The following is a 26,122-nucleotide window of genomic DNA, read 5'->3' as shown; positions in this document are numbered from 1 at the left end:
GGCGCTGCGGGCCGGCGATGAGCCCCGCGTTTCCCGAGGTCAGCGATGTCATGACCAAAATGCGGAAACGGAGATGACAGCCTGCCCCTCCGCCAGCTACCGTCACCTCGACACACGCGCGCGGAGGGCAGGCGGCCATGCCAGACACAACCCAGCAGGACAGCGGTCGAGGCCTCTGGTACGGCGTCGCGGCCTACGGCATCTGGGGCCTCTTCCCCCTGTTCTGGCCACTGCTGGAGCCCGGCGCCGCCGACGACATCCTGGCCAACCGGATGGTCTGGTCCCTGCTCGCCGTGGTGCTGCTGCTGATCGCCCAGCGGCACTGGAGCTGGATACGCCCGCTGCTGCGCCAGCCCCGACGGCTCGCCATGCTGGCCGGCGCGGCCACGGTGATCTCGATCAACTGGGGCGTCTACATCTGGGGCGTCAACGCCGGGCACGTCGTCGAGACCAGCCTCGGCTACTTCATCAACCCGCTGGTCACCATCGGCTTCGGCGTCCTGGTACTCAAGGAACGGCTGCGGACGGCGCAGTGGGCGGCGGTCGGCGTCGGCGCGGCCGCCGTCGCGGTGCTCAGCGTCGCGTACGGGCGGCTGCCGTGGATCGCGCTCACCCTGGCGCTCTCCTTCGCCACGTACGGGCTGCTGAAGAAGAAGGTCGGACTGAGCGGGCTGGAGAGCCTGGCGGCGGAGAGCGCCTTCATGTTCCCGTTCGCGCTCGGCTACCTGATCTACCTGGAGGTCAGCGGGCGCGGCACCTTCGGCCACACGGTGGCCGGCTCGTACGGCTGGGGGCACTCCGGGCTGCTGATGCTCAGCGGGGTGATCACGGCGATCCCGCTGCTGCTCTTCGGCACGGCGGCCGTGCGGGTGCCGCTGACCGTGCTCGGGCTGCTGCAGTACCTGGCGCCGGTGTTCCAGTTCCTGATCGGCGTGGCGGTGTTCCACGAGTCGATGCCGCCCGCCCGCTGGGCCGGCTTCGGCCTGGTCTGGCTGGCGCTCGCGGTGCTCACCTGGGACGCGCTGCGCCAGGTGCGGGCCGACCGCGCCGGGCGGGCCGCGGCCGTGCCGCAGCCCGCCCCCGCCGAGGCGGCCGTCAGGCGCTGATGTCCCGGCTGGTGAAGCGGGACCAGGCCGCCGCGCCGAACACGGCGACGTAGGCGGCCTGGAGGCCGAGGTCCTTCCACACGTCGTCCCAGTACATCGGCTGGCGCAGGAGGTCCGCGAAGCTGAGCCAGTAATGGGTGAACAGGAACGGCCTCACGGCGTCCAGCTGCGGGAAGGCGTCCAGGATCTGCACGGTGACCACCAGCCCGACGGTCGCGGCCATCGCCGCGATGCCGCTGCCGGTGAGCGTGGAGACGAACAGCCCGATCGCCACCAGCCCGGCCAGCGAGGCCGCCACCACCCCGGCCACGAGCACCGCGCGCAACAGCGCGTCGCCGAAGCCGATGGTGTCGCCGGAGATCAGCGTCACCTCGCCGAGCGGGAACAGCGCGGCGCCGGTGGCCAGCGCCGCCGCCGCGACCGCCGCGGTGGCGGCCAGGCAGAACACCAGCCCGGCGGTGAACTTGGCGGCCAGCAGCCGGGTGCGCCCGGCCGGGGCGACCAGCAGGTAGCGCAGCGTCCCGGTGGCCGCCTCGCCGGCGACCGAGTCCCCGGCGACCACGCCGACCGTCATCGGCAGGAACACCGGCAGCGCGACCGCGAGGGCGGTGAAGACCAGGAACAGGCCGTTCTGGGTGGTCTGCGCGATGAAGTTCACCCCGCCGCCGCCCTCGTGCGGGCTGCCCGTGTTGAGCTTGACGACCACGCCGATCAGGATCGGCAGCACCGCCAGGATCCCCAGCAGCACCTTGGTGCGCATCCGGCGGAAGGTCAGGTGCAGTTCGTTGCGGAACAGCGCCAGGAACCCGGCCGCCGTCTGCGGCCTCCGCCCGGCCCGGACCGGCTGCGCACCGACCGGCTGCGCCCCGACAGGCACCGCCCCGGCCTGTGACAGCTCAGCCTGCGACATCGAAGCCCTCCCCGGTCAGCGCCACGAAGGCGTCCTCCAACGTGCCCCGCTCCAGCCCGAACCCGTGCACCCGCACCCCGGCCTCGACCAGCGCCGCACACAGCTTCGGCAGCGCCTCCTCGACCGGGGAGCCGAGCGGGCCGAGCGCGCCGAGATCGCCGTCCACCCGCCCGTCGCGGGGCAGCAGGGAGCCGACCCGGTGGGCCGCCAGCACCTCCACGGCGTGCGCCACGTCCGGCGTGCGGACCACCAGCCGGCCCTGCGCGCGGGCGGCCAGTTCGGCGACGGTGCCCTGCACCACCAGCCGGCCCCGGGACATCACCGCCGCGTGCGTGCAGACCTGCTCGATCTCGTCCAGCAGGTGCGAGGAGAGGAACACCGTGGTCCCCTCCGCCGCGACCTCCCGCACCAGCGCCCGGATCTCGCGCATGCCCTGCGGGTCCAGCCCGTTGGTGGGCTCGTCCAGCACCAGCAGCTCGCGCGGCTGGAGCAGCGCCGACGCCAGGCCGAGCCGCTGCTTCATGCCCAGCGAGTACGCGCGGGCCTTCTTGGCCGCCGCGGCGCTCAGCCCGACCCGTTCCAACGCCGTCTCGACGCGCAGGCGCCGGGTGCGCGGGTCGGCGGTCGGGTCGGCGGCGTCGAACCGGACCAGGTTGTCCCGCCCGGAGAGGAAGCCGTACAGCGCCGGGCCCTCGATCAGCGCGCCCACCCGGGGCAGCACGGAGGCGACGGACTGCGGCATCGGCTCGCCGAGGACGGTGGCCACGCCGGAGGTGGGGGCGATCAGGCCCATCAGCATCCGGATGGTGGTGGTCTTGCCGGAGCCGTTCGGGCCGAGGAAGCCGAAGACGGAGCCGCGCGGCACGCTCAGGTCCAGGCCGTCCACGGCGAGCTGGCCGCCCCGGAAGCGCTTGGTCAGGCCGCGGGTCCTGATCACGTCGTCGGGCCGGGAGGAGCCGGCGGAACCGGCGGAGGCGGCGGAACCGGGGGCGGAGGGGGAGGAGGAGGGAGAGGCGGAAGGCGCGGGGCCCGGGCGCTGCTCGGCGCCCGGACCCCCGGCCGACTCCGTAACGTCCCCCGTTACGGGAGTCTTCGTCATCCGTCAGTTCACCCCGGCGGCGTGCTGGAGCACCGGCAGGGTCACCGCGCCGGCGAACACCCGGCCGTCGTCGGTGACCAGGACGTTCACCACCTTGGTGCTGATCAGCGTGCCGCCGCCGACCGGCTTGCCGAGCGACTTCACCAGCGCCTGCGGGTTCAGGGCCGCGCCCCGGCCGCCGTGCTTGCCGCCCTTGCCGCCGTCCTGCGGCGCGTCGACGGCGCCGCCGGGCAGCTGCGCCGAGACCACGGTCGTCCAGCCCTCGCCGATCACGTTCACGCCGCCGTGGTCCTGGCCCGAGGCGTCCTGACCGGCCTTGCCCCCGGGAGCGGAACCCTCGGGCGCGAAGCCCTGCGGCACCTCGCCCTTGGCGCCCTCGTCCGCCTTGTGCTCCGTCACCTTGGCGCCCTTGGGCACGGTGAAGTCGAAGGTCTTGGCGGCCGGCTTGGCGAAGGACACGTCGGTGAAGTGGACGTCCAGCACGGTGGAACCGTCGACGCCCTTGACCACCACCGAGAGCGGCACCCCGTTGTCGGCGGCGACCGCGATCCGGACCTCGGCGACGGTCGAACCGGACTGCGCGGGCTTGACGCTCAGCTGGTACGCCTTCTGCCCGGCCACGTTGGCGGTGCCGGCCACGGTGACCGACGTGGTGCCCGCGCTCGCGGTCAGGAACTGCCGGGCGGCCTCCTGCGGGGTCGTCGGCACCCCGGTCAGCGGCGCCCCGGCGTGCTTGCCGGCGGCGTCGGGGTGCTGGGCGCCCGTCTGGCCGGTCAGGCGCACGGCGGTGTTGGTCGAGCTGTCCCAGGCCCAGGCCTGGTCGCCGTTGTGGACGACGGTGTAGCCGGCCATGTCCTCCAGCAGGTCGACCCGCTGGCGGTCCGGGCCGTCCACCGCGATCCGCAGCGTCTGGTCACCGCCGAGCAGGCCGAGCAGCTTGGCCTGCGGGTCGGCCGCCGAGGAGCCCTGGCCGCCGCCGCGCCCGGCCGCCGCGCCGAGCCCGCCGGCCGCGGCACCCAGCAGCTGGCTGGGCAGGCCGAGGTCGGTGGAGACCGACACCGTGCCGGAGAGGCTCTGCGCGTCGGAGCCGAGCACCTTGGCCACCAGCTGCTCCGGCGTCAGCGAGGGAAGTTCGGGCGGGGCGTCGGCGGCCAGTGCGGGCACCAGCCCGACCCCGGCGGCGATCACCGCGGCCACCGTCAGCGGTACCCCGGCCCGCACCAGCATGCGCCGCCGTGAGCGGTACGGCACGCCGCCGTCCACGTTGTCCCCCGCCGCCGTGTCATTGGTCATGGCGTCCTCAACTCCTCTACGAACACGAGCGATTGGCTGTGCCCCTCCATTAGAGGCCCGCACTCCGCTCCCGTCATCGCCCTGCGGGGCCAGTTCGGGGTAAACCTCACGGGTACATCGACCCTGAGACGCCCTCAGGGTTGGCTACTCCGAACGTACGACACCTGGCGTAGGGTCGCGCCATGGACGGAACCGCCATGGACGCAAGCAACCCCCCGACCGCTAACGCGATGCGGCGCGCACTGCGCCGAGCCCGGGACGGCGTCGCCCTGGACGTCACCGAGACCGCGGTGCTGCTCCAGGCCAGAGGCGAGGACCTGAACGACCTGTGTGCGAGCGCCGCCCGGGTCCGCGACGCGGGGCTGGAGGCGGCCGGACGGCCCGGCGTCATCACCTACTCCAAGAGCGTCTTCATCCCGCTCACCCGGCTCTGCCGCGACAAGTGCCACTACTGCACCTTCGTCACCGTCCCCGGCAAGCTGCGCCGGGCGGGCCACGGGATGTTCATGTCCCCCGACGAGGTGCTGGACGTCGCCCGGCGCGGGGCCGAACTCGGCTGCAAGGAAGCCCTGATCACCCTCGGCGACAAGCCCGAGGACCGCTGGCCCGAGGCCCGCGAGTGGCTCGACGCGCACGGGTACGACGACACCATCGCCTACGTGCGGGCGATGTCGATCCGCATCCTGGAGGAGACCGGCCTGCTCCCGCACCTCAACCCCGGGGTGCTCGGCTGGACGGACTTCCAGCGGCTCAAGCCCGTCTCCGCCTCGATGGGCATGATGCTGGAGACCACCGCCACCCGGCTGTGGAGCGAGCCCGGCGGCCCGCACCACGGCTCGCCGGACAAGGAGCCGGCCGTCCGGCTGCGGGTGCTGGAGGACGCCGGGCGCAGCTCCGTCCCGTTCACCAGCGGCCTGCTGATCGGCATCGGCGAGACGTACCAGGAGCGCGCGGAGTCGCTGTTCGCGCTGCGCAAGGTCTCCCGGGCCTACCACGGCGTCCAGGAGCTGATCCTGCAGAACTTCCGCGCCAAGCCGGACACGGCGATGCGCGGCATGCCCGACGCCGAACTGGACGAGCTGGTCGCCACCGTGGCGGTGGCCCGGCACGTGATGGGCCCGGCGGCCTGCCTGCAGGCGCCGCCGAACCTGGTGGACGGCGAGTACGAGCGGCTGATCGCGGCCGGCGTCGACGACTGGGGCGGCGTCTCGCCGCTCACCCCCGACCACGTCAACCCCGAACGCCCGTGGCCGCAGATCGAGCGGCTCGCCGAGCGCTCCGCGGCCGCCGGCTTCGAACTGCGCGAGCGCCTCGCCGTCTACCCCGAGTACGTGCGGCGCGGCGAGCCCTGGCTGGACCCGCGGGTGCTGCCGCACGTGCGCGCCCTCGCCGACCCGGAGACCGGGCTGGCGAACCCGGACGCGGTGGTCCGCGGCCTGCCCTGGCAGGAGCCCGAGGACCTGCCCGTCTCGTACGGGCGGACCGACCTGCACGCCACCATCGACACCGAGGGCCGCACCGGCGACCGCCGGGCCGACTTCGAGGACGTCTACGGCGACTGGGAGGTGCTGCGCGAGCAGGTGCTCGCCGAGGGCGCGCCCGAGCGGCTGGTCGGCGACCTGCGCGAGGCGCTGGCGGTGGCCGCCGACGACCCGACGCGGCTCACCGACGACCAGGCGCTGGCGCTGTTCCACGCGGACGGCCCGGCCCTGGACGCGCTCTGCCGGATCGCCGACGACGTCCGCCGGGACACCGTGGGCGAGGACGTCACCTACTGCGTCACCCGGAACATCAACTTCACCAACGTCTGCTACACCGGCTGCCGCTTCTGCGCGTTCGCCCAGCGCCGCACCGACGCCGACGCCTACACCCTGTCGCTGGAGCAGGTCGCCGACCGGGCCGCGCAGGCCTGGGAGGTGGGCGCCACCGAGGTCTGCATGCAGGGCGGCATCCACCCGGACCTGCCCGGCACCGCCTACTTCGACATCGCCCGCGCGGTGAAGGAGCGGGTGCCCGGCATCCACGTGCACGCCTTCTCGCCGATGGAGGTGGTCAACGGCGCGACCCGCACCGGGCTGTCCATCCGCGACTGGCTCCAGCGGGCCAAGGAGAACGGCCTGGACAGCATCCCGGGTACGGCGGCCGAGATCCTGGACGACGAGGTCCGCTGGGTGCTCACCAAGGGCAAGCTGCCCGCCGCCACCTGGGTCGAGGTGGTCACCACCGCGCACGAACTGGGCATCCGCTCCTCGTCCACCATGATGTACGGGCACGTGGACACCCCGAAGCACTGGCTCGGGCACCTGCGGCTGCTCGCCGAGATCCAGCAGCGCTCCCTGGCGGCCAACGGCACGGGCGGCGGCTTCACCGAGTTCGTGACCCTGCCGTTCATCCACACCAACGCGCCGGTCTACCTGGCCGGCATCGCCCGGCCCGGCCCGACCGCCCGGGACAACCGCGCGGTGGTCGCGATGGCCCGGCTGCTGCTGCACCCGCACATCCCCAACATCCAGACCAGCTGGGTCAAGCTGGGCGCGGAGGGCGCCGCCGAGATGCTCCGCTCGGGCGCCAACGACCTGGGCGGCACGCTGATGGAGGAGACCATCTCGCGGATGGCCGGCTCGGCGTACGGGAGCTACAAGTCGGTGCGCGACCTCCAGGCGATCGCCGAGGCGGCGGGCCGCCCGCACCGCCAGCGCACCACCACGTACGGCGAGGTGCCGGCCGAGCGCCGGGCGGCGGCGCTGGCCTCGGACGGGCACCTGCCGGAGCTGCTGCCGGTCCTGGACTGATCCCGCCACTTCCCTGCCACCGGCCTCCCGGTTCCCCGGCCTGCTGGTTCACCCGGCCCCGGCCTGCCGGTTCCCCCGGCCCCGCTGCCGCCCGTACGGCGGCCGGGGCCGGGAAACCGGAGCACGAGGGACGCCCTTGATTCGCTCGGGTCTTCGAATACAGTGCCAGGGCGCGCGCCGCGGCCGTGCGTCGCGCAGCCCCCTGCCCCGAGGAAAGGCGCCCCGTCGTGATGCCACTGTGGTCACGCGCCCAGCAGCAGGACTTCCGCAGCCGGGTGCGGGGCTGTCTGCTCGGCGGTGCCATCGGCGACGCGCTCGGCGCCGGCGTCGAGTTCGAGCCGCTGGAGAAGATCCGGGCCCAGCACGGCCCGCAGGGCGTCACCGGCTACGTCCCCGCGTACGGGCGCACCGGCGCCGTCACCGACGACACCCAGCTCACCCTGTTCACCGTCGACGGCCTGATCCGCGCCCACATCCGGCGCGACACCGGCAGCTGGCACCCGCCCACCGACCTGCACCTGGCCTACCTGCGCTGGGCCGCCACCCAGCGCGACTGGGGCCCCGACGAGCGCCGCCCCGACCTCGGCTGGCTCGGCCGCGAGGAGTGGCTGTACGCCCAGCGCGCCCCCGGCCAGGGCTGCCTGTCCGGCCTGACCGGCGCCGACGCCGAGTTCCTCGGCACCGTGGAGCGGCCCAAGAACCCGCACTCCAAGGCCTGCGGCACGGTGGTGCGGGCGGCGCCGTTCGGCCTGCTCACCAGCTGGGAGCCGGGCCTGGTCTTCCAACTCGCGGTGGAGTGCGCGGTGCTCACCCACGGCCACCCCACCGGCTACCTCGCGGCGGGCGCGCTCGCGGTGATCGTCCAGAGCGTGGCCCGCGGCGGCACCCTGGAGGAGGGCGTCCACCTCGCCCTGGCGCTGCTCTCCGAGCGGCAGGCGCACGAGGAGACCACCGCCGCGCTGCGGGCCGCGCTGGACGCCGTCCGGGCCGGCGAGCCGTCCGCCGACCGGGTGGAGGCGCTGGGGGAGGGCTGGGTCGCCGAGGAGGCGCTGGCGATCGGGGTCTACTGCGCGCTGGTCGCGCACGACGTGCGCTCGGGCCTGCTGCTCGCCGTCAACCACTCCGGGGACAGCGACTCCACCGGCGCGGTCTGCGGGAGCCTGCTCGGGGTGCTGCACGGTGACACCGCGCTGCCGTCGGGGCTGGTGGCCGGGCTGGAGGGGCGAGGCGCCATCCTCGAACTCGCCGACGACTTCGTGCTGGAACTGATGCACGGCACCGAACTGCACGATCCGCGCACCCCGGAGGGGCTGACCTGGGCCGAGCGGTACCCGGTGGTGCGCTGAACGGGGCGGACCGGACGGGAAGTTCGGGCGGGAAGTCCGAGCGGGAAGGTCGTTCGGGCGGGAAAGCGGTCCGGGCGGGAACGACGGTTGCCCGTAGCGTCGGCCGCCGGCGAGGGCGACGGCCACTGCTACGGGCAACCGGGCCGAGCTCGGATTCGCACCGGGGGCGCGGGGCCGGGTCGATGGCCGCCGCAGGGTCAGTGGCGGCCGAACACCCCGGTGGCCGCAGCGCTCGCGAACGCGGTCCAGGCCTCGGCGGAGAAGCGCAGCTGCGGCCCCTGAGGGTCCTTGGAGTCCCGTACCGCCACCGCCCCCGTGGCCGGCGTGGCGATCTCCACACAGGCGCCGTTGCCGCCGCTGTGGCTGCTCTTCCGCCAGCGGGTTCCGTGCTCGGAGGTGGTGCTCATCAGTGGTATCCCTCTTCAATCTCAGCTATCAGTGCCCGGCTCTCCGCCACGCCGAGTGCCGCCGCCCGCAGGTAGTCGTACAGACCGGTATAGCGGCGGACGTCCGCGTCCTTCTCCAGGTAGAGATCGCTCGTCACCCCTTCGAAGTAGACAACCGTGGAATCGGCTGACTCGGGGAACTCCAGCAGGGAGAATGTCCCGGTCATACCGGGGTGGGCCCCGGCCGAGAACGGGATCACCTGGATGGTGATGTTCGGGTGCTGGCTCAGCTCCATCATGTGCTTGAGCTGCTCGGCCATCACCTCGCGGCTGCCGACCTCGCGGCGCAGCACCGCCTCGTCTATGACGGTCCACAGGCTGCCGAGCTGGTTCTCGCCCTGGATGCGGTCCTGGCGCTTCATCCGGACCTGCACCCTGCGCTGCACGGCGAGCGCGTCGGTGTCCGGCTGGGTGCCCTCCACGACAGCCTGCGCGTACTGCTCGGTCTGCAACAGGCCCGGGACGAAGGAGGATTCGTACGCGCGGATCGAGGAGGCCTCGGCCTCCAGTCCGATGTAGACGCTGTACGGGGTCGGCATGTCGTTGAAGTCGTGCCACCAGCCGCGCTGGCGGGACTCCTTGGCCATCTCCATCAGGCTGGCGCGCATCTGCTCGTCGTTCACGAGGTAGACGTCGCAGAGGTCGCGCACGTCGCGCTGGCTGATGCTGCGGCGGCCGTTCTCCAGTCGGCTGATCTTCGACTGGGAGACCATCAGCCGGCCCGCCACCTCCTCCGCCGTCATCCCGAGGCCCTCGCGGAGTTTGCGCAGCTCCGAGCCCAGGCGCCGACGGCGCACGGTGGGATTGATGCTCGTCGACACATCGACCTCCGGCCGGACCTCTGGTGATCGTTGGATCGGCAGCCCTCGGAACACTTCGGACATTGGGACCAACCCCCCTGACTTGGAGCAGCATGTCACCTTGGGCCAGGTCGGCGTCAGGGAATCACAGCAGCGCAGTAGAACAGATCGTCGGAAAAGCACTTCTGCGAGACGGCGAGGGCCTTCGAGTGGTAATGCGGCTCAGCGGCTCGAACCGGTACGGGCTAAGGATGTGCTCCCCGGCGGCGCAGGTGCCAGAGGCACGTGCGAGGGCAGGACCGCCGGGCTCCCCGGACGGGCCCCGAAGGGCCTCCGGGGACGGCAGAGGGGCGGTCACCGGGCGACTTCCGTCGCGGGGCGACCGCCCCTCCGTGCTCCTGGTGGTGCGGGTGCTGCTTCGGTGGTGCGTCGGGTCCTTCAGCGCCGTTGCTCAGCGCCGTCGGGCGGCGTGAACGGGGCGGCGCGCGCCGTCGGGGGTGCCGCCGGGCCCGTGGTGCCGGTGGTGCTCGTCCTGCCCGCCGTCACGGGCTGCACGGGCCGTACGGGCCGCGCAGGCCGTACGGCGACCGGTGCGGCGTCCCGCGCGCCCGGGCGGTCCCGGTCAGCGGACGCCGACCCGTGAGGCGGCGACCCGCCCGGAGCCCCGGCCCGCCGCGCGGGCGCCGGAGCGCCCGGTGCCGGTGCCGGTCCCGGAACCCTGGGCAGCACGGTTCTGCTGCGCCGGCAGGCCGTTCTGCACGTCCATCACGGCGTGCGCGACCATCCCGCCCAGCGGGTCGTACCGGATCAGGTCGCGCAGCCGCGACCGCGAGGACCGGCCCTCGTTGCCCGGATACAGGTGCTTGCCCAGGCCGACGGAATGGGCCAGCGCCGCCAGCGCCGCCGTCCGCGGGTCCGGCGGCACGCCGGTGCGGATGGCGGTGTCCAGCCGCTGTTTGATCGCGGCGTTGGTGCAGTCGTCCGACGCCTGATAGCGGGTCGTCGGCAGCACCCCGCACACCTGGCCCGGCACGGCCGTGACCATGCCGCAGCGCTCCAGGTGCGCCAGGTAGGTCTGCCGCAGCCCCAGCCGGGGCCCGCCGATCCAGTGCGCCGCGCGGACCGGACTGCCGCGTCGGCGCAGCAGTTCCAGTGCGTGGTCCAGGGTCGGGTCGCCGGTCGGCCGTGCGAGCACGACTGCGATCCGGTCTCCCTCCGGTACGATCCGTCCGGCCAGGGACAGCTCGACGAGCTGGGCCCCGGCGAGTCCGAGGTCGAGGGTCTGCGGCTGCGCCGTGGTACCCGTGGTCGGGTCCAAAGCGAGCAGCAAGAGTTCCTCGGGAACAGTTCTGCGGCTCTTGCCCATCCAAGCCTCCCCGCGTGGATGAGAGACAGGGTGACGCCTCTCACACGGGCTTGTCGAGTACGCCTCCGAATCGTGACCTTGCCGCGGAGGCGGGGAACCAGGGGCGGCGGGCCCGGCGTCTGACCGGTGAACAGACCGCAGTACGCCCGTGCGACGGCAATAAGCGCCGGTCGGGCGGGGTGTGCGCGGCCGGATCGGCCGGCGGTGGCGGAGACTGTACAGGTACACGGGGCGGGGCGTCGGCTTCCCGAAATCGGGTCTGCCGGTGCCCCGCCGGGCGTTGAGGAGGCTGGGATACGTGGGCGAGTCCCCCGACAGGGTGCTGAGGGACGGCGAGCGGGCGCAGGAGCGCGAACGCGAACGGACCGGGACGGCCGGCGGTGCGGGTCCGGACCCGGACGGTGCTCCGGACGGCAACCCGAACGGCAGCCGGGAGGCCGGGACCGGCCCCGGCGACGCGCCGGCGGCGGGGGCCAAGCGCGGCTCGACCGTACAGCTCCGTGTCCGGGATGTGGACAGCAAGACCACGATGCTTCGGCTGCCGGTGGACAGTGCGACCACCGCGCTGCGGCTGCCCGAGGAGCTGACCAAGCCCGCCGGTGACGGAAGTTCCGACGTCGCGGCCGGGGAGGCGGAGGCCGTGACGGCCACCGACGGCGAGGAGGAGGCGGCCGGACGGCCGACCGGAACCGACCCGCGTCTCGCCATGCGGACGGCCGCTGCGGGTGCGGGAGCCGTGGCGGGGAGTGCGGAGAAGGGCTCGGAGAAGGGCACGGAGAAGGGGGCGGGGGAGGCCGGCGAGAAGGCCGCGTCCGAGGGCGACACGCCCGGGGCCGCCGCACCCGCCGAGGCCGCCGAACCCGCCGCGTCCGCCGCGCCCGAGAGCGACGAACCGGACGAGGCGGCAGCCGAACCGGCCGAGCCCGAGGAGCCGGCCGAGCCCGCGCCTCCGCGCGCCTCCGCCGCCGCCGTGGCCCCCAAGGCCGCCGCGTCCGGCACCGTGCCCGAGCCCCCGGCGCCGACCCCGCAGCCCGAGCCGTCCCCCGTCCCGGAGCCGGTGCCCGAGCCGCACCCGGCGCCCAAGCCCCTCCCCGAACCCGAGCCGCAGCCCGGCCCGGAGCCGCTGCCGAAGCCGACTCCCGCCCCCGTGCCCGGCCCCGCCCCGGCCCCCGAGCCACTGCCCACCCCCGACCCGCGGCCGGTGCCGCCCGTCCCGCCGCTGCCGAAGCCCGAGCCGCTGCCCCTCCCGGAGCCGCCGCCCGCGCCGGAGAACACCGCCGAGGCGATGGAGGTCCTGGCGACCCTCAACGCGCGCCCGGTCTCGCCGCTGCGCCGCGCGCTCAAGCGGATCACCATCTGGACGGCCTTCCTCGCCGTGGTGCTCGGTGCGGCGGTGGTGGCCCAGCTGCTGCGCCCGCTGCCGGACGCCAAGGTGCGGATGTCCGCCGCGGGCAGCTTCAGCTTCGCCGGCGACCCGCTCGACCTCGCCTGGCCGGCCAAGGGCCAGTCAGCCGCCGAGGTGGTCGGTGTCGGCAGCCTCGGCAGCTCCGGGCAGGAGACGCCGTCCGCGATCGCCAGCGTCACCAAGGTGATGAACGCCTACCTGATCCTGCAGAAGTTCCCGCTGAAGAAGGGGGAGAGCGGCCCGAAGATCACCGTGGACAAGCAGGCCGCGCAGGAGTCCGGCAACGTCGACGAGTCCCGGGTCACCCTCACCGAGGGCCAGGTGCTCACCGAGTACCAGGCGCTGGAGCTGCTGATGCTGCCCTCGGCCAACAACGTGGCCCGGCTGCTGGCCCGCTTCCACTCCGGCTCCGAGGAAGCGTTCGTCAAGCTGATGAACGAGACGTCGGCCAAGTTCGGCATGACCAACACCACCTACGCCGACCCGGCGGGCTTCCTCGCGGACACCAAGTCCACCGCCAAGGACCAGCTGAAGCTGGCCGAGCAGGTCATGCAGGACGAGATCTTCCGGCAGATCGTCTCCACCCCGGAGACCAGCCTCAACAACGTGAAGATCTCCAACACCAACAACCTGATCAACCCGAAGACCGGGGTCATCGGCGTCAAGACCGGCTCCAGCACCCCGGCCGGCGGCTGCCTGATGTGGGCCGCCTACAAGGAGATCGGCGGCGTGAAGCGGCTGATCATCGGCGTCACCCTGGGCCAGCAGGCCACCTCGCCCAACCCCGGCGACGGCATCCTGCCGACCGTGCTCAAGGTCAGCGGCAAGCAGATCCAGGCCGCGCAGGGCGGCCTGACCGGCCAGACCGTGGTGAAGAAGGGCGATGTCGTCGGCACCGTGGACGACGGCCTCGGCGGCAAGGTCCAGGTCGTCGCGACCAAGGACCTCGTGGTGGCCGGCTTCCCGGGCATCACCGGCACGGTCACCCTGGACGCGGCCAAGCTCGGCCACACCGCGAAGGCCGGCCAGGAGGTCGGCCTGCTGCGGGTCGGCGAGGGCGACGACAAGACGGAGGTCCCGGTGGCCCTCCAGTCCGACCTGAACCCGCCGTCCATCCAGTCCCGGCTGACCCGCACGCTCTGACACCGCGACGACGGAGGGGGAGCCGGTTCGCCCGGCTCCCCCTCCGTCGTGTTTCCGCATGTTGCGGGTGGTGCCCGTCAGCCGTCGCGTGCGCCGGGTCCCGCTCGTCGGTCGTCGCGTGCTCCGAGCCCGTCCCGTCAGTTGTCGCGGTCGAGCAGCGCGACCGTGAACCCGCCGAGCGGAGTGACCTGGTCGGGCGAGCCGTACTGCGAGCGGAGGGCCTGGGCCTGGTCCTCCGGCATGGTGGTCAGCGGGTCCTCGGTGTCCCCGAGGACCAGCAGCCAGATCCGCGCCGCCTGCCCCAGGCAGGCCTCCGGCTGCGGGCACGGAGTCGGCGACAGGTCCTCCGCGTCGTCGGCGCTCTGCGCGACGAACACCGGGTACGGGTGGACGTCCGGCGGCAGGTAGTAGCTGACGCCCGGCCACACCATCGCCCAGGCCTGGTTGCCGAGCGGGGCCGCCATTCCGTCCCCGGACCGGTAGCCCGCGGCGATCACCCCGGCCGCCGCCCGGAACGGCTCCTCCGACCCGTTGTGCGAGCCCACGTAGCGCACCGCGGGCTGCTTCGGCAGCGCCGCCACGGCCGGGAGGGCGAGCAGTCCCAGCGCCAGCAGTCCCACCGCCGCCCTGGCCGGGCCCGGAGCACGGAAACGTTTCGCCCAGGCCGCCGCGACGCCGTACACCGCGCCGACCCCGCCCCCGGCCAGCACCGCCCACGCGGGCACCGTGAACAGCATGTACCGCTCGATGAAGTACGAGGTGCCGCCCTGCGACACCACCCACACGCCCACCACCGGCAGCCCCGCGAGCAGCAGCGCCTGCCCGGCCTGCACCCGCCGGCCCGGCAGCAGCAGCGCCGGCAGCGCCAGCAGCACGAAGGCGTAGAACACCGTGTGCGAGCCGAACAGGTGCTGGCCGAAGTGCACCAGGCCCCCGAGGTTCGGCTTCTCGATCCAGCCCAGCTGCCGGTCCGACTGCTGACTGCCGAGCAGCACCACCGGCAGCACCGGCACCGCTGCCACGCCCACCGCCACCGGGTACTGCCACAGCAGCCGCCGCTCCGCCGCCCCGCGCGTGCGCCACAGGTGCAGCAGCACCAGCGCGGCCTGCCCGGCCACGGTGCTGAACGAGATCAGGTGCCCGGCGCCGGCCGCCGCCATCGCGGCGCAGTACGGCGCCCACCGCCGCCACGTCGGCCGCTCCAGCGCCCGCACCAGGAACCAGGTGGCCGCCGCGATCGCGAAGGTCACCAGCGCGTACGCGCGCGCCTCCTGCGCGTACCGCGACACCTCCGGCGGCACCGCGAACAGCAGCCCCGCGCCGACCGCCGCCACCCGGTTGCCGAACAGCCGCTCGGCGGTCAGCGCCACGAACGCGGCCGCCCCCGCCATCGCCAGCACGGAGGGTATTCGCAGCGCCACCACGGAGTCGCCGAACACCGTCGTCCAGCCGTGCATCAGCAGGTAGTACGCCCCGTTGCTGGCGTCCACGTGCTGGAGCAGCCGGAGCAGGTCGCCCAACGACCGGGTGGCCACCGTCCAGGTCGCCATCTCGTCGCGCCACAGCTCCGGCGTCCCCAGCCGGTACCCGCCCACCGCCAGCATCACCACCGCGGGCCACACCCACACCTGCCCCAGCAGTCGCACCACCGGGTGCCCAGCAGGTCTCATCGGGTCCTTCGTCTCCTTCGCACGGCGCGGCAAGGCGGTCGAACACTTTTCCGGCAGGCTACTTGACCCGCTCTGACCCCTCGTCGGCACCCGCACCCCGACCCGGCCCCGGCGCGGTCCCGACCCGGCCCCGGCCCGGAGGCCGACCGCTCCTGGACGGAACGGTCCAGGGCCACTTCCGTCCAGCCGAAGCCCCTTCCACCGCCGCCGAGCTGCGACGAAGCTGGTGATCGCCGCCAGGGAGCACCGCTCGGGGCGGCACCGGAGAGCGCGTCACCGCGGGACGCGGCCACCGGATCCCACCCTCACGTCGCAGCAGGAGAGGACACCGTCATGCTCCGCACCGTCATGACCGAGGCCACCGCGGTCACCACCCTCGCCGTCGCAGGCCGGGCCGCCACCGCGGCCGCTTCCTAGCGCCTGTCCGGGGCCGACGGCCCCACCACCTCGCCCCGGCCCCGCCGGGCCCCGTCGACCGGCCGCTCCTGCGGGGCGGCCGTCCCGCCGGGCCCGCTGCCGAGGCAGGCCGATCCGAGCGCCGTACCCCGGCCTCGCCGAGCGCCGCACCCCGCGGCGCCCCGCACCAGCGCATCGAACCAGCGCGTCGAACCGCCGCCAGGCCGACTGCTCCCGCAGGGCAGCCGACCGGAATCCGCGCGCCGCGTGAGCCGCCCGTCACCGTCGGGCCCCGGGCACCTCGAAGCCGGGCCCAGCCGCCATCCCGTCCACCACGTCCGGAGGTCCGCCATGTCCGCCAACCGTTCGAAGCTCGCCAACGTCGCTCTCGCCGGGGCCCTCGCCCTCGGCGCCGTCGTCTCCACCGTGTCGCTGACCGCACCGGCACAGGCCGTCGGCACCTCGTCCGTCAACGGCCCGATCAGCCGCTCCGAGATCATCGCCCGGGCCCAGAACTGGGTCGACCAGGCGGTGCCGTACAGCCAGAGCCTGTGGCACAGCGACAGCAACGGCTCCTACCGGCAGGACTGCTCCGGCCTGGTCTCGATGGCCTGGCACCTCGGCTCCAGCCGGGTCACCTCCACCCTCGACGACATCTCCACCCAGCTCGGCAGCCTCGACGACCTGCAGCCCGGCGACATGATCGACAACATCAGCACGCACGTCGTGCTGTTCGCCGGCTGGACCGACGGCAACCACAACACCGCCGTGGTCTACGAGGAGCCGCGGCCGGGCCTGACCGCCCGCAAGATCAACTACTCGCGCAGCTCCCTGATCAGCGGAGGCTTCAAGCCCTTCCGCTACGACAAGACCGTCGACAGCACCCCGCTGCCGCCGAAGCAGGCGCCCGTGGGCTGGGGCGCCCAGGTCGTGGTGAACGGCGGCGGCGACGTCTTCCACACCACCCGCTCCTCCAACGGGAGCTGGACCGGCTTCGGGAACGTGGAGAGCGCCGCGGGCGACATCGGCGGCGTCCAGTCCATCGCGGACGCCGGCATCAACGGCGACACCCACCTGCTCGCCGTCGGCGGCGACGGGAACATCTACCACACCATCCGCCACTCCAGCGGCAGCTGGGAGCGCTTCACCGACATCGGCCCGCAGACCAACAGGCTGGGCAACGTCACCAAGGTCTCGGCAGTCTCGATCGGCGGCGACCTGCACGTCGTCGCCGTCGCCGACGGCAGGCTCTTCCACACCGCCCGGCTCGCGAACGGCACCTGGCTGCACTTCGGCGACATCACCCCGGCGGGCGGCGCCGTGACCAGCGCCTCGGTCGCCAGCGTCAACGGCGAACTCCAGGTCGTGACGGTCTCGGGCGGCACGGTCTACCACGCCATCCGCGCCGTCAGCGGCTCCTGGTCGGGTTGGGGCAACGCCTACGACGCCGCCGGGAACGTCGGCCCCGCCCAGGACGTGGCGGTCGCCGGCACCGGATCCGACGCGCAGATCGTCGTGGTGAACAACAACGGCCAGCAGTTCCACGGCGTCCGCTACGGCAACGGCACGTGGCAGCCGTTCGCCGAGCTCGCCCCCGTGATCGGCTCGTTCACCGCCAACCGGGTCAGCGCCGCCAACATCGACGGCGAGTTCCAGGCCGTCTTCATCACCAACGACGACCGGATCATGCACACCATCCGCGACGGCTCCGGCAGCTGGGACCCGGCGTCCCCGATCCAGCTGAACGGCGTGAGCGGCAACCACTACGCCGTCTCCATCGGCGGCACCTACAACTGACCGTCCCCGCCCGCCGGTTCCACCCGCCGGCCCACCGCTGCCCCGCCGCGGTGGGCCGGCCCCCTTCGCCGCCGCCCTCCTGCCGTCGCGCCGCTCACCCCCGGCTCCGTCCCGCGCGAGCCGTCCCGCCCCTCCGAGAAGAGGTCACGATGTCCCGCGCCTCCCGCCGACCCCGCGCAGCCGCCCTCACGTTCACCGCCCTCGCCGCCCTGAGCCTGTCCACGGTGGCCGCCGGCTCCGCCCAGGCCGCCTCGGTGGCCACCTGGGACCGGGTGGCACAGTGCGAGAGCACCGGCGACTGGAGCTACTACAAGGCCGGCTGGCCGTACTACGGGGGCCTGCAGATCACGAAGAGCACCTGGGAGGCGTACGGCGGCACCCAGTACGCGCCGATGCCCCACCAGGCCACCAAGCAGCAGCAGATCCTGACGGCGGAGCGGATCCTGGCCGGCCAGGGCGCCGGGGCCTGGGCGGCCAAGTGCAACGGCGGCCTGAGCACCGACCACGCCAACCCGTACCCGTCGCCGACCGCGCCGGTGAGCAAGGCCGGCGACCTCTTCCACGCCACGCGCCTGGTGGACGGCAACTGGACGTCCTTCAGCCCGCTGGACGGCTACGCCGGCTCGGCCTTCTTCAACGGCTCGCAGGACGCCATCGCGGCGACCCCGGACGGCTCGACCCAGACGCTGGCCACCGGAGCCGACGGCAACCTGTACCACACGGCGCGCTACCCGAACGGGTCCTGGACGGGCTGGGCGCCACTGGACGGCTACGCCGGAGCGGCGCGGTTCGCGGCCCGGGCCGGGGCGATCGCCGGCATGCCGAACGGCGACACCCAGGTGATGGCGATCGGCAAGGACGGGAAGATCTACCACAACGCCCGCTACGCCTCGGGCTCCTGGCAGGGCTGGCTGCCGATCGGAGACTGGAGCGCGCAGAAGATCGCCGCCGCCGGCCTGCCGGACGGCAGCATGCAGGTGCTGATCACCGGCAGCGACGGCAACGTCTACCACAACGTCCGTGCCGCGAACGGCACCTGGCAGGGCTGGAACGGCGTCGCGGGCCTCGGCGCCGCGACCTTCCAGGCGAAGGACGTCGCGATCGCCGGCATGCCGAACGGCGACACCCAGCTGCTGGCGACCGGCAGCGACGGGAAGATCTACCACAGCGCCCGCTACGCGAGCGGCTCCTGGCAGGACTGGAACGTGGTCGACGGATACGCTGGCGCGGCGGGCTTCCAGTCCGGGAGCTTCGCGATCGCCGGCATGCCGAACGGCGACGCCCAGCTGATCGCCGTGGGCAACGACGGCGTCGTCTACCACAACGCCCGCTACGCCTCGGGCAGTTGGCAGGGCTGGTGGAGCACCTCCTTCGGCGGGCAGAAGGTCGCCGTCGCCGGCCTGCCGGACGGCAGCGCCCAGATGGTCGTCTCCCGCAGCTGAGCCCCGCCCCCGGCCCGGCGGGCAGCCGTCACCGCCCGCCCCGACGCCCCGTCGGAGCCCGGAGGGCGGCGCGCCCGGCCCCGCCGCCGGCAAGATCGCGAAGCCGCCGCCCGGGCGCCGCCCGACCCGCTACACTGAGCCGGTAGCGGCTTGCCCTCGGGCCGGCCGCCCCCGGATCCGCTTACGGGATGCAGTCGCTCCCCGGCGGATCCTCGCCTCAGTAGCTCAGGGGATAGAGCACGGCTCTCCTAAAGCCGGTGTCGCAGGTTCGAATCCTGCCTGGGGCACCACCACGCGTGGCCGCAGGCCCCCGCCCACCAGGGCGGGGGCCTGCGGCGTTCCCCGGACCGGGCGGCGCCGGGCCCGGCTCAGGCCAGGGTGAAGAGCGCGCGCGGGGCGGCCGGGCGGGCGTTGGCGGCGGCCAGGTCGGCGAGCATGGTCTCGGTCTCCCGGGCGGCGCGCAGGACGGCCGGGTCGAGGTCGACGACGACCAGTTCGCGCCGGTCCTCGCCCGCCTCGGCGAGCAGTCGGCCGTCCGGGCCCCACACCGCGCTGCCACCGCAGGTGTGCCAACCGCCGGTGTGGCCGATGTGGTTGGCGAGCACCGTGTAGAGGGTGTTGTCGAGCGCGCGGGCGGGGAACCAGGTGCGGGACTCGTGGTGGCCGTGGCCGACGCTGAACAGCGCGCCGACCAGGTAGGCGTGGCAGCCGTCGAGGGCGGCGGCGCGGGCGTGCTCGGGGAAGCCCGAGTCGTAGCAGACGCCGAGGCCGAGCCGCCAGCCGTCCAGCTCCAGGCTGCAACCGGCCGCCCCGGGGCGGTAGTAGTCGCGTTCGGTCTTGAACAGGTGCTGCTTGTCGTAGCGGGTGACGAGGCCGCCGTCCGGGCCGAGGACGAAGGCGGAGACCCGCAGTTCGTCGCCCACCTGCGCGGCGGCGCCGACGATCGCGGCGGTGCCGGTCTCGCGACAGGCCTCGGCGATCGACGCGAGGCGCGGATCGCCGGGCTGGACGGCGCACTTGAGCGGGTCGGTGCGGATCAGCTCGGGCTCGTAGCCGGAGAGGAACTTCTCGGCGAACAGCACCAGGCGGGCGCCGGCCGCGGCGGCCTCGCGGATCAACTCGGCGGCCTGGGCGGCGTTGGCGGGTATGTCACCGGCCACGTCCTGGGCCTGGACGGTGGCGATCCGCAGCGGGCGCTCGGGGTGGCGGACGGCGGCGGTGGGGACCGGGTCGGGAGATATGGCCGTCACGCTAGCGGACGGCTCCGGGCAGCCCCGGACGGCTCTGTACGGCCCTGTACGGCCTTGTACGACCTTGGACGGCCCCGGGCGACCGCACGTGGATGCCGACGGCCTCAGTGGACGGCCTCGTCCGGGTGGTCGGTGGCGGAGTCGCCCAGCGGGTCGGTGCCGCGCGGCGACCGGACCGGGGGCACGGTGATCCGCTGGACCCTCGGCCGGGTACGCCAGTTGACCCGCCGTACGTCGCGGGCGAGCGCGCCCGGTCGCCAGAGTTCGACGACGGCCGTCACGGCGCCCAGCACGAATCCGGCGGCCAGCCAGCCGGCGACCACGTCGCTCGGCCAGTGGACCCCGAGGGCGATCCTGGTCCAGCCGATGGTCAGCACCGTCGCCGCCGCCACCGCGCAGGCGGCGATCCGCCCGCGTCGGCGGACCCGGTACCAGACCAGGCCGACCAGCACCGCGCAGGTGATCGCCGAGGCCATGGCGTGCCCGGAGGGGAAGGCCGGACCGCCGGCGTGCGAGACCGGGTCGGCGAAGGAGGGCCGTTGGCGGCCGACGGCCAGCTTCAGCGCCCACTGGCCGCCCCAGCCGACCAGGGTCTGGGCGGCCACCCAGCCGGCCAGGACCCGGGCGCCGATCAGCCACAGCCAGACGGCCGCGATGCCGAGCAGGGTGCGCATCGTGACCGTGCCGCCGATGTCGGAGAGCGTCTGCACCGAGGCGGTCCAGATCCGGTGCCGCCGGGCGAAGGTGTGCAGTTCGCCGATCCAGCTCTGGTCGAGTTGCTCCAGCGGATGCCAGTGACGGGTCACCAGGGCGGCGAGGAGGCCGAACAGCGCGGCACAGACCACCGCGAGCGCCGAACCCCGCAAGAGGCGGCGGTGACGCGCAGTGACGGCGGTCGAGCTGTTGGTCAGGTGCATGGCTGACACCTTCCCAGTGTCCCGGGGCGATCAGGACCACAGGTGATAGCGATTCGGCATCGTTTGTGGGGAGAACCTGCGTGCGCCGGGGGGCGGGCGCCGGGGGAAGCCGGGGGGCGCGCGGGAACGCGCGTGCCGGTTCGGGGGTTTCACCCAGTAGAGCGACCGGTGGGGCGGCGGGCGCGTGCGCGGGGCGTGACGGAAGTGTTCGGAATCGGTCGCGGAAGCGGCACCGAAGGTGCTCGGCCGGTCACGCGGTGTCCATATCCGGGGTGAAAACCGGCAGGATACTGCATCGCGGGGAAGAATCTGAGTGACTTGGGAATGTTGTCCGGATTCTGTTCGTTGGATCGTTACGTGTGAGCCCCGGCGGGGCCCGCATTTCTTGCCCTCTCGGGGGGCAGGCAGGCAGACCTCGGCAATTCCAGCAAAGGGAGCAAGCATGGCCACCCGTGCCGTCGTTCGCGACAGGGCCGACCGGACTCGCGCGGCCCGCCCGACCAACCTTGAGGCCGACCGCGACCTGGTCGGCATGTACCTCGACGAGATCGCCAGGACACCCCTGCTCGATGCCGCCGAGGAGGTCGAGCTCTCACTGCGGATCGAGGCCGGCGTGTACGCCCAGCACCTGCTGGAGGAGGGCGTGTTCCCCGAGGGCGTGAAGCGCGAGGAACTGGAGGCGATAGCCGAGGACGCCGAGCGCGCCAAGGACGTCTTCATCCGCTCCAACCTCCGGCTCGTGGTGGCGGTCGCCCGCCGGTACCCGCGCAGCGGCCTTCCGCTGCTGGACCTCATCCAGGAGGGCAACGCCGGCCTCGTGCGCGCCGTCGAGAAGTTCGACTACGCCAAGGGCTTCAAGTTCTCCACCTACGCCACCTGGTGGATCCGGCAGGCGATCACCCGGTCGATCGCCGACCAGTCCCGCACCATCCGGCTGCCCGTGCACCTGGTCGAGGAGCTGGGGCGGATCCGGCGCGTGCAGCGGGAGAAGTCCAAGGAGCTGGGCCGGGAGGCCGAGCCGGCCGAGATCGCGGCCGAGCTGGACACCACCGAGGCCCGGATCAAGGACGTGCTGGACTGGGCCCGCGACCCGGTCAGCCTCAACATGGCGGTCGACGACGAGGGCGAGACCCAGTTCGGCGACCTGGTCGAGGACACCGGGGCGACGTCCCCCGAGGACGCCGTGATGGTGATGCTCCGCCGCGAGGAGCTGGACGGCCTGATCGGGCGGCTGGACGACCGCACGGCCTCGATCATCCGTTCCCGCTACGGGATGGAGGACGGCCGCGAGCGCACCCTCACCGAGGTGGGCAAGCAGCACGGCCTCACCCGCGAGCGGATCCGCCAGATCGAGAAGCACGCGCTGGCCGAGCTGAAGAAGATCGCCGACCACGCGGGCTTCGAGGCCGCCTGAGAACCCGAGCCACTGGGAACCCGAGCCACTGAGAACCCGAGCCAACTGCCTGCGGCTCCATCCCGCCCCGGGCCCTGGTGCGGAGCGCTCCGCACCAGGGCCCGGGGTGTGTCACGGGGCTCCTAGGCTGGAGGGACAGGACGATCCGGACGGCAGTCGACGGGAAGTGGAAGTGAGCAGGGTGAGCGAGCAGGCGCGGGAGCCGGAGCAGGGGCAGGGAGAACAGCAGGGGCGGGAGGAGCGGCCGGCGGCGCCGAAGGCCCGGCTGGTCTTCCGGGACCCGCTGGACCAGCAGTCCCGGGACGACACCGACACCGGCTGGGGTGAGCGCCCCGGGGCGGGGGAGAGCGGTGGGCGGGGGCTGGACTGGTACCTGAGCCAGCGCCCGCCGCACCACGGGGACTGAGGAGCGGTGCTCAGCGCTGCGGGGTGACCAGCGCGTCGCGGATCTCGGTGAGCAGTTGGACCTCCTTGGCCTCGGCCTCCGCCGTCGTCTCGGCGGTGCTCTTCCGCCTGGCGGCCAGCCTGTTCATGGGCACGATCAGGACGAAGTAGACGACGGCCGCCGTGATCAGGAACTGCAGCAGGGCGCTGAGCACCGATCCCCACAGGATGAGGATCCCGGACGTGACCTCGCCGGTGGCGTTCAGCTCGCAGGGGCCCTTGAGGCAGGAGCTGTAGGACGCCAGGTCCTTCGTTCCGAAGACGCCGACGATCGGATTGATGACGCCCTTGACGAAGGCGTTGACGATGTTGGTGAAGGCCGCGCCGATGACGACGGCGACGGCGAATTCGACGACGTTTCCACGCAGCAGGAATTGCTTGAAGCCTTTCATGCCGCCGTGAACGACGAAGTCGTTGCCCGGTTACGGGTGATCTTCCGTCGGACCGGATTGACAACCCGTCCGGCTCACCGGGCCGCCCGGCGGCGACGGCAGCCCGGCCCGCGCGGGCCCGACCGCGAGCGCCGCGGCCACCGCGAGCAGCACCAGCGCGGGCACCCCGGCCCGGCGCCGTACGGCGTGCCGCCAGCGGTGCCACCCGCCGGCCCCGCGCCGGATCGGTGGGAAGCGCGGCACCTCCCGCCGGGGCGGCACGGCGGGTGCGGGCAGCGGTACGGAGAGGCTCATGGTCGTCATGGTCACCACCGAGGTCGTGGGGGGCCGCTCCTGTGCGGGCCGGTCGTTCTCCGGCGACCCCTACGATGTGCGCCGCGCGCCGCCCCGGAAAGCCCTTGCCCGTAGCCTGTGGACAACTCGGGCCCTGTGGATGGATTCGTACACCCGCACGAGTGCATCCGGCCTGCCTGGGGTGACGAACCGGGACGGCGAGCGGTGACGGCGAACCGGGGCGACGAGCGGTGACGGCGAACCGGGACGGCGAGCGGTGACGGCGAACCGGGACGACGAAGGCCCGCCGCCCCGCGAAGAACGCGGGATGGCGGGCCTTGTCGATGCGCCGGGCGTCCGGCGCCGAGGTCAGCTCGCGGCCGGAGCCGGGCTGGAGGAGCTGGAAGAGCTGGAAGAGCTGGAGGACGAGGACGTCGACGACGTCGAGGACGAAGCCGGGGTCGAGCCGGACGACGACGCCGAGGAGCTGCCGGAGGAGCCTGCGCCCACCGTGCTGCTGGAGGACGAGCGGCTGTCGGTGCGGTAGAAGCCCGAGCCCTTGAACACGACGCCCACGGCCGAGAAGACCTTGCGGAGCCGTCCCTGGCAGTCGGGGCACGTGGTCAGCGCCTCGTCGGTGAACTTCTGCACCGCCTCCAGGCCGTTGCCGCACTCGGTGCACTGGTACTGGTACGTGGGCACTTGTCTTCCTCCTGGCACTCTCGCCTGATGAGTGCTAACGATGTTCAATGATGCGGCATTCCGCTGAATCAGTCCAGCGACTCCGATGTGAGATGAGCCGTGGCCGTGCCGCGCAGGCTCCTCCACCACGGCTCCGCGCCGCCCCCACCGCGCGCCGCCCACGGCTCCGCGCGGTGCGCCACCGCGTGCCCGCTCAGCCCTTGGCCGCGCCCACCAGCTGCGTCGCGGCGCCGCGCTCCGGTGCGGACGCGACCACCTGGCCCGGCCTGCCCGGCGCGGTCAGCAGGTGCCGCAGCGACACCAGCGCGATCAGGCCCAGGCCGGCGCCGGCCACCGGCACCAGGAACCCGCTGGACGGCCCGTGGCCGTCGATCAGCTGCCCGGCGATCATCTGGCCGACGGCCAGGCCGAGGCCGATGGCGCCGGTCAGCCAGGTGAACGCCTCGGTCTTGGCGCCGTCCGCGACGAGCGTCTCGACCAGGGTGTAGCCGCTGATCAGGGTCGGCGCGATGGCCAGGCCGCAGACCAGTCCGGCGGTGGCGAGCGCGATCAGGTTGGGCATCGCCCACAGCGTCGAGCAGCCCAGCACCAGCAGGGCGTAGCTCATGATCATCCGATGCTGTACGGACCGCCGCCAGGCGATCACGCCGTACAGCACGCCGGCCACCATCGAGCCGCCGGCGAAGATCCCGTACACGGTGCCGGCGGCGCCGTGCTGCCCGACCGAGTCGGCGAAGGCGTTCACCGAGACCTGCATGCCGCCGAACACGGCGCCCACCCCGAGGAAGGCCCCGGCCAGCAGCCGGACCCCGGGGGAGGCGAGCGCGGAGGCGCGCCGCACGCCGGGCTGGGGCAGCGCCCGGGCGGGCGCGGTGCGCCGCTGGGCGGCGAAGGCCAGGCCGCCGACGAGGGTCAGCGTGGCCTCGGCGATCAGCCCGGCCGAGGGGCTGACCGTGGTGGCGACGGCGGTGGCCAGGATCGGGCCGATCACGAAGGTGAACTCGTCCGTCACGGACTCGAAGGCGAACGCGGTGCCCACCTTGGCCGCGGACGAGGCGGACGCGCCGTCCGCGGTGAACTTGGCGATCCAGCGGGACCGGACCATGGCGCCGATCTGCGGAACGCTCGCGCCGGCCGGGACGGCGGCCAGGAACAGGCTCCAGGCCGGTGCGTGGCCGAGCGCCAGCGCGATCAGCGTGCCGACCGAGGCGGCGTGCACCACGACGGTCGGGACGAGGACGGCGGTCTGGCCGTACCGGTCGGCGAGCCGGCCGGTCTGCGGGCCGATCAGGGCCTGGGCGACGGCGGCGACGGCCGCGACGGTGCTCGCGGTGCCGTACGAGCCGTGGGTGTCCTTGACGAGCAGCAGGATGCCCATGCTGAGCATCGCGTACGGCAGCCGCGCGAGGAACGCCGGCGCCAGGAACGTCCAGACGCCGGGCGTGCGCAGCAGTGCGCCGTATCCGACCCGCACGGGGGCGGCGGCATCGGCGGTGCCGTCGGCAGGGGTGGCGTCGGCGGTGTCAAGCGGGGTCGCGGTGTCCGCGGGGTCGTCGACCGTTCGGCGGGCCGTCACGGTCGGTCCTTCCTGCTGCCTGGTAGCGCGGCAGGGCATGGGGTGGCCCCGACGGCGCCGAGAGTCGTCCTCTCGCGCGTCGACCGGGGTAGATACCGGGCCGGCCCGGCGTGGTGGCCGAGGTCCTGACCGCGGCCGCCGAA

At 73.5% G+C, this 26,122-nt stretch carries 21 protein-coding genes and 1 tRNA gene; 9 read left to right on the top strand and 13 right to left on the bottom strand.

The window, feature by feature from the left end; all coding sequences use genetic code 11:
* Window positions 1-137 precede the first annotated feature (137 nt).
* Window positions 138-1,106 (top strand): EamA family transporter RarD, encoded by a 969-nt coding sequence (gene rarD / locus OG556_RS14630; protein ID WP_371517420.1) that lies wholly within the window; start codon window positions 138-140, stop codon window positions 1,104-1,106.
* Here rarD and OG556_RS14625 read toward each other — a convergent pair.
* The 3 genes from OG556_RS14625 to OG556_RS14615 are packed head-to-tail and all read right to left on the bottom strand — an operon-like array spanning window position 1,096 to window position 4,408.
* The gene (locus tag OG556_RS14625) at window positions 1,096-2,016 is read right to left on the bottom strand and encodes an ABC transporter permease (RefSeq protein ID WP_371517419.1); all 921 of its coding nucleotides are present in this window, start codon (window positions 2,014-2,016) and stop codon (window positions 1,096-1,098) included. The genes rarD and OG556_RS14625 overlap by 11 nt on opposite strands.
* Window positions 2,003-3,115, bottom strand: a complete 1,113-nt coding sequence (locus OG556_RS14620; protein ID WP_371517418.1) for an ABC transporter ATP-binding protein — start codon at window positions 3,113-3,115, stop codon at window positions 2,003-2,005. The genes OG556_RS14625 and OG556_RS14620 overlap by 14 nt, the downstream gene beginning before the upstream one ends.
* Before the next feature lie 3 nt (window positions 3,116-3,118).
* Window positions 3,119-4,408, bottom strand: a complete 1,290-nt coding sequence (locus OG556_RS14615) for an outer membrane lipoprotein carrier protein LolA (RefSeq protein ID WP_371517417.1) — start codon at window positions 4,406-4,408, stop codon at window positions 3,119-3,121.
* A gap of 182 nt (window positions 4,409-4,590) precedes the next feature.
* Here OG556_RS14615 and OG556_RS14610 point away from each other — a divergent pair, with 182 nt between their 5' ends.
* The gene (locus OG556_RS14610; RefSeq protein WP_371517416.1) at window positions 4,591-7,200 is read left to right on the top strand and encodes a bifunctional FO biosynthesis protein CofGH; all 2,610 of its coding nucleotides are present in this window, start codon (window positions 4,591-4,593) and stop codon (window positions 7,198-7,200) included.
* A gap of 230 nt (window positions 7,201-7,430) precedes the next feature.
* Complete coding sequence (locus OG556_RS14605; protein ID WP_371517415.1) at window positions 7,431-8,546, top strand: ADP-ribosylglycohydrolase family protein; 1,116 nt, start codon at window positions 7,431-7,433, stop codon at window positions 8,544-8,546.
* Between the two features lie 197 nt (window positions 8,547-8,743).
* On the opposite strand, the gene OG556_RS14600 is transcribed toward OG556_RS14605, so the two are convergent.
* From OG556_RS14600 to OG556_RS14590, 3 genes are all read right to left on the bottom strand, one after another.
* Window positions 8,744-8,953, bottom strand: a complete 210-nt coding sequence (locus OG556_RS14600) for a DUF397 domain-containing protein (RefSeq protein ID WP_350877671.1) — start codon at window positions 8,951-8,953, stop codon at window positions 8,744-8,746.
* Window positions 8,953-9,813, bottom strand: coding sequence for a helix-turn-helix transcriptional regulator (locus tag OG556_RS14595; RefSeq protein WP_350877673.1), 861 nt, complete (start codon window positions 9,811-9,813; stop codon window positions 8,953-8,955). Before OG556_RS14595 ends, OG556_RS14600 begins: the two co-directional genes overlap by 1 nt.
* Before the next feature lie 601 nt (window positions 9,814-10,414).
* Entirely contained in the window at window positions 10,415-11,158 is a 744-nt protein-coding gene (locus OG556_RS14590; protein ID WP_371517414.1) for a GPP34 family phosphoprotein, read from the bottom strand.
* A 298-nt stretch (window positions 11,159-11,456) separates the two neighbouring features.
* Between OG556_RS14590 and OG556_RS14585 the strand changes: the two genes are divergently transcribed.
* The gene (locus OG556_RS14585) at window positions 11,457-13,706 is read left to right on the top strand and encodes a hypothetical protein (protein WP_371517413.1); all 2,250 of its coding nucleotides are present in this window, start codon (window positions 11,457-11,459) and stop codon (window positions 13,704-13,706) included.
* 137 nt (window positions 13,707-13,843) lie between these two features.
* On the opposite strand, the gene OG556_RS14580 is transcribed toward OG556_RS14585, so the two are convergent.
* Entirely contained in the window at window positions 13,844-15,376 is a 1,533-nt protein-coding gene (locus tag OG556_RS14580) for a glycosyltransferase family 39 protein (RefSeq protein ID WP_371517412.1), read from the bottom strand.
* Window positions 15,377-16,123: 747 nt separating this feature from the next.
* On the opposite strand from OG556_RS14580, the gene OG556_RS14575 reads away from it, so the two are divergent.
* The 3 genes from OG556_RS14575 (at window position 16,124) to OG556_RS14565 (ending at window position 19,301) form a co-directional block, all read left to right on the top strand.
* Complete coding sequence (locus tag OG556_RS14575; protein WP_371517411.1) at window positions 16,124-17,569, top strand: hypothetical protein; 1,446 nt, start codon at window positions 16,124-16,126, stop codon at window positions 17,567-17,569.
* A gap of 149 nt (window positions 17,570-17,718) precedes the next feature.
* Window positions 17,719-19,011 carry a transglycosylase family protein gene (locus tag OG556_RS14570; RefSeq protein WP_371517410.1) on the top strand — a complete coding sequence of 431 codons (1,293 nt, stop codon included), beginning with the start codon at window positions 17,719-17,721 and terminating at the stop codon, window positions 19,009-19,011.
* 214 nt (window positions 19,012-19,225) lie between these two features.
* Window positions 19,226-19,301, top strand: a tRNA-Arg gene (locus tag OG556_RS14565).
* Between the two features lie 78 nt (window positions 19,302-19,379).
* On the opposite strand, the gene OG556_RS14560 is transcribed toward OG556_RS14565, so the two are convergent.
* Both OG556_RS14560 and OG556_RS14555 read right to left on the bottom strand, forming a co-directional pair.
* Complete coding sequence (locus OG556_RS14560; RefSeq protein WP_371517409.1) at window positions 19,380-20,261, bottom strand: carbon-nitrogen hydrolase family protein; 882 nt, start codon at window positions 20,259-20,261, stop codon at window positions 19,380-19,382.
* Between the two features lie 104 nt (window positions 20,262-20,365).
* On the bottom strand, window positions 20,366-21,178 hold the full coding sequence (locus tag OG556_RS14555) for a phosphatase PAP2 family protein (RefSeq protein ID WP_371517408.1): 813 nt from the start codon (window positions 21,176-21,178) through the stop codon (window positions 20,366-20,368).
* A gap of 442 nt (window positions 21,179-21,620) precedes the next feature.
* Here OG556_RS14555 and OG556_RS14550 point away from each other — a divergent pair, with 442 nt between their 5' ends.
* Both OG556_RS14550 and OG556_RS14545 read left to right on the top strand, forming a co-directional pair.
* Window positions 21,621-22,592, top strand: a complete 972-nt coding sequence (locus OG556_RS14550; RefSeq protein WP_363585362.1) for a sigma-70 family RNA polymerase sigma factor — start codon at window positions 21,621-21,623, stop codon at window positions 22,590-22,592.
* 172 nt (window positions 22,593-22,764) lie between these two features.
* Window positions 22,765-22,998: a hypothetical protein gene (locus OG556_RS14545; protein WP_371517407.1), complete on the top strand. Its 234-nt coding sequence runs from the start codon at window positions 22,765-22,767 to the stop codon at window positions 22,996-22,998.
* 10 nt (window positions 22,999-23,008) lie between these two features.
* On the opposite strand, the gene mscL is transcribed toward OG556_RS14545, so the two are convergent.
* From mscL to OG556_RS14525, 4 genes are all read right to left on the bottom strand, one after another.
* The gene (gene mscL / locus OG556_RS14540) at window positions 23,009-23,428 is read right to left on the bottom strand and encodes a large conductance mechanosensitive channel protein MscL (RefSeq protein WP_371517406.1); all 420 of its coding nucleotides are present in this window, start codon (window positions 23,426-23,428) and stop codon (window positions 23,009-23,011) included.
* A 30-nt stretch (window positions 23,429-23,458) separates the two neighbouring features.
* Window positions 23,459-23,722 (bottom strand): hypothetical protein, encoded by a 264-nt coding sequence (locus OG556_RS14535; protein ID WP_371517405.1) that lies wholly within the window; start codon window positions 23,720-23,722, stop codon window positions 23,459-23,461.
* Window positions 23,723-24,070: 348 nt separating this feature from the next.
* Complete coding sequence (locus OG556_RS14530; RefSeq protein WP_371517404.1) at window positions 24,071-24,403, bottom strand: FmdB family zinc ribbon protein; 333 nt, start codon at window positions 24,401-24,403, stop codon at window positions 24,071-24,073.
* Between the two features lie 193 nt (window positions 24,404-24,596).
* Window positions 24,597-25,979, bottom strand: coding sequence for an MFS transporter (locus OG556_RS14525; RefSeq protein ID WP_371517403.1), 1,383 nt, complete (start codon window positions 25,977-25,979; stop codon window positions 24,597-24,599).
* Between the last annotated feature and the right edge of the window lie 143 nt (window positions 25,980-26,122).

It is taken from the genome of Kitasatospora sp. NBC_01300, assembly GCF_041435235.1.
GTDB lineage: Bacteria > Actinomycetota > Actinomycetes > Streptomycetales > Streptomycetaceae > Kitasatospora.
The sequence above is the reverse complement of the archived record's forward strand: the minus strand, read 5'-3'. Positions and strand labels throughout refer to the sequence as shown.

Bases quoted from the DNA above. Each gene is read 5' to 3' on its own strand.
- OG556_RS14555 (WP_371517408.1), bottom strand. From the start codon at position 21,178: ATGCACCTGACCAACAGCTCGACCGCCGTCACTGCGCGTCACCGCCGC.
- OG556_RS14535 (WP_371517405.1), bottom strand. From the start codon at position 23,722: ATGAGCCTCTCCGTACCGCTGCCCGCACCCGCCGTGCCGCCCCGGCGG.
- OG556_RS14570 (WP_371517410.1), top strand. From the start codon at position 17,719: ATGTCCCGCGCCTCCCGCCGACCCCGCGCAGCCGCCCTCACGTTCACC.
- rarD (WP_371517420.1), top strand. From the start codon at position 138: ATGCCAGACACAACCCAGCAGGACAGCGGTCGAGGCCTCTGGTACGGC.
- OG556_RS14625 (WP_371517419.1), bottom strand. From the start codon at position 2,016: ATGTCGCAGGCTGAGCTGTCACAGGCCGGGGCGGTGCCTGTCGGGGCG.
- OG556_RS14580 (WP_371517412.1), bottom strand. From the start codon at position 15,376: ATGAGACCTGCTGGGCACCCGGTGGTGCGACTGCTGGGGCAGGTGTGG.
- OG556_RS14615 (WP_371517417.1), bottom strand. From the start codon at position 4,408: ATGACCAATGACACGGCGGCGGGGGACAACGTGGACGGCGGCGTGCCG.
- OG556_RS14590 (WP_371517414.1), bottom strand. From the start codon at position 11,158: ATGGGCAAGAGCCGCAGAACTGTTCCCGAGGAACTCTTGCTGCTCGCT.
- OG556_RS14620 (WP_371517418.1), bottom strand. From the start codon at position 3,115: ATGACGAAGACTCCCGTAACGGGGGACGTTACGGAGTCGGCCGGGGGT.
- OG556_RS14600 (WP_350877671.1), bottom strand. From the start codon at position 8,953: ATGAGCACCACCTCCGAGCACGGAACCCGCTGGCGGAAGAGCAGCCAC.
- OG556_RS14575 (WP_371517411.1), top strand. From the start codon at position 16,124: ATGTCCGCCAACCGTTCGAAGCTCGCCAACGTCGCTCTCGCCGGGGCC.
- OG556_RS14605 (WP_371517415.1), top strand. From the start codon at position 7,431: ATGCCACTGTGGTCACGCGCCCAGCAGCAGGACTTCCGCAGCCGGGTG.
- mscL (WP_371517406.1), bottom strand. From the start codon at position 23,428: ATGAAAGGCTTCAAGCAATTCCTGCTGCGTGGAAACGTCGTCGAATTC.
- OG556_RS14610 (WP_371517416.1), top strand. From the start codon at position 4,591: ATGGACGGAACCGCCATGGACGCAAGCAACCCCCCGACCGCTAACGCG.
- OG556_RS14550 (WP_363585362.1), top strand. From the start codon at position 21,621: ATGGCCACCCGTGCCGTCGTTCGCGACAGGGCCGACCGGACTCGCGCG.